The following is a 2,139-nucleotide window of genomic DNA, read 5'->3' on the forward strand; positions in this document are numbered from 1 at the left end:
CAGCTTATATAGCAAATCAATCCTTGGCAGCTCTCCAATCTCTCAAGGACACAGTCTATATGGAAAGCTTTTTGTATTGCAACATACACGGGAGTTTTTGCAGGCTTGGAAACTCTAGGCTTCCTCCGCGAGTCTATTTCCCATAGCACCCATTTGAGATGGTTAAGGTACGTTATCTTTCACAAAATAAATACGGGATATACCAATCCTTAGAGTCCATTATAAGGGTTGGTATTAAGTGTAATGATTCTTTGGAAATCCATGCCACTATGATTAGAGCTTTAAAAAGAAAAAATTTACAATAATTCATATAATCACTCGTATCTCAACAATCCATGGAGATACGAGAAATAGGCTTTATCAAAATTTCATAACATTGATTAATTTCTAATTACTATCAATCGCTTGGGCAATTTTGATAACTGAATTAGTTAAATCAGCAGAATATTTTTTATTGGCGCATTCTACTTTTCTAAAAAATGCATCATCGAACCATTCTACAGTATAAGTAAAACCAGCATTTGGAGTTCCCATAACCTCAATGGTTGTAGTTTTACCGTTTACATCACTACGAACGTCTTCTTGTGCAATAACAATTGCCCCATGGCTTAACTTCACATTGTTTTCACTAAAAGAGCAATTACCTACTGCATTATTTCTGAAGAATTGTATAGCGCCAACCCATCCCTGAGCTTGCAAATAGGTTAGATAAGGTGCTGCTCCAATATATGTATCAGCAACGGAAGAGGGAACCTGAGTTGGTGTATATGCCATTTTTAAATCGTGGATACTTCTCTTAAGATGAGTACTCTCAGGATCGCTATCATTGCCATGCCCCTTCAAATCACGCTTTGCAGTAATTGAAAGCGTTAAAAGCTGATTAGTTGAAGGGTTATCTGATTTAATATAACCGAACTTTTGAATATCTTTTTTGAATTTAAGACGCTCTTCCTTTTTTTCATCATAGCTAGACATTTGCTTTTCGGGTACTATTGTTACTCCGCCATCAGGTGTTGGTAACCCTTGTTTCTCTAAGTAAGCTTTTGACCACGCCATGCGTTTAGCGTTCAAATCATCTTCAGCTTGATCCGCAAATACTATACTGGCCCCTAAAGCAAATATTAATGACACAGCTTTCTTCATAATTTTCCTTATTACTTAATTTAATCCCACCAACCATCATAAATACTACAATCCCCTACACTGGTCATTACATCCAAACGTTCTTTGCCATTAGGGTAGTAGAAGTGGTAGCCGTTGACCCACCATTTATCACCTCGGCTGGAATAAGCTTCAGTGGCATGATAAGCAGCAGCTCTCCACGTATATTGAGTTCCTGTATTAAGAATATGAACAGGTCGCGACCAACCACTAGGATAATGATGACTTTCAACTCTCCAATAGTAAGAATGTCCTGCGTGCCAAGTAATAGACTCATTGAAGCCAGCGCAATTTGCTCGACTATGAGCGGTTGGAGCCCAGACGCCAGCATATGTTGAAAATGAAAAAGATAGCAGAGCAATCCCTGCAAAAGATTTTATATAACTCATTGTAAAACCTACTCCAATTTAGTCGGACGCTCCTTGTCGTTATTATTCCCTAATCCTTGCGGAGTAATGATAATTCTTTCCCGCAACAATATCTATAATTCGCTCTTGGAAAGGGGTGATGTCAATTTGAAAAGAAGCTCTCTTTTAGCGCATTTTTGTCTACAATTTTAAATGATAGGCAAAGGAGCGTTGCTATGAAAAAGATGATCTTCATATGCTTAATCCTGTTTTCACCATTTTCATTAGGCGAATACGGATTTGACAGGATGCGTTGCAAGGGACAATTGATTGAGCGCGGTGATTCAGTTGATTTTGTCATATCCCAATGCGGCGCTCCAATTTTAAAAGAAGGATGGGGGAATCAATATGAAACAGGTAAAACTTATATATTTTCATCTGATGGCTCAAGACGCTATATAATATATTTTAAAAACGATAAAGTAGAATCCAGCAGAATGTTTATCGATCTGTAACCATCCCGTAAAATAGGTGTATTCCTGATTAGAGTTCTCCGTCGTAAACTATGTATGAGGAGAACATCGATGAAGAAATCGCGTTTTACAGAAACACAGATTGTTAAAATACTGAA

The 2,139-nt window shown here is 37.6% G+C and carries 3 protein-coding genes; 1 reads left to right on the top strand and 2 read right to left on the bottom strand.

Annotation, left to right across the window (positions count from 1 at the left end; all coding sequences use genetic code 11):
- Positions 1-387: 387 nt before the first annotated feature.
- Together ELY11_RS12245 and ELY11_RS12250 are read right to left on the bottom strand one after the other, a co-directional pair.
- Positions 388-1,143 (bottom strand): hypothetical protein, encoded by a 756-nt coding sequence (locus ELY11_RS12245; protein ID WP_126954206.1) that lies wholly within the window; start codon positions 1,141-1,143, stop codon positions 388-390.
- 20 nt (positions 1,144-1,163) lie between these two features.
- Positions 1,164-1,550, bottom strand: a complete 387-nt coding sequence (locus tag ELY11_RS12250) for a hypothetical protein (RefSeq protein WP_126954205.1) — start codon at positions 1,548-1,550, stop codon at positions 1,164-1,166.
- A 194-nt stretch (positions 1,551-1,744) separates the two neighbouring features.
- On the opposite strand from ELY11_RS12250, the gene ELY11_RS12255 reads away from it, so the two are divergent.
- A complete protein-coding gene (locus ELY11_RS12255) occupies positions 1,745-2,023 on the top strand; it encodes a DUF2845 domain-containing protein (protein ID WP_127033888.1) in 279 nt (92 codons plus the stop codon).
- The last annotated feature ends 116 nt before the right edge of the window (positions 2,024-2,139 follow it).

The sequence above is a fragment of the Legionella septentrionalis genome, from assembly GCF_003989745.1.
GTDB classification, from domain to species: Bacteria; Pseudomonadota; Gammaproteobacteria; order Legionellales; family Legionellaceae; genus Legionella_A; species Legionella_A septentrionalis.

Excerpts from the sequence above, each read along its gene's own strand:
- ELY11_RS12250 (WP_126954205.1), bottom strand. The coding sequence starts at position 1,550 with ATGAGTTATATAAAATCTTTTGCAGGGATTGCTCTGCTATCTTTTTCA.
- ELY11_RS12245 (WP_126954206.1), bottom strand. The coding sequence starts at position 1,143 with ATGAAGAAAGCTGTGTCATTAATATTTGCTTTAGGGGCCAGTATAGTA.
- ELY11_RS12255 (WP_127033888.1), top strand. The coding sequence starts at position 1,745 with ATGAAAAAGATGATCTTCATATGCTTAATCCTGTTTTCACCATTTTCA.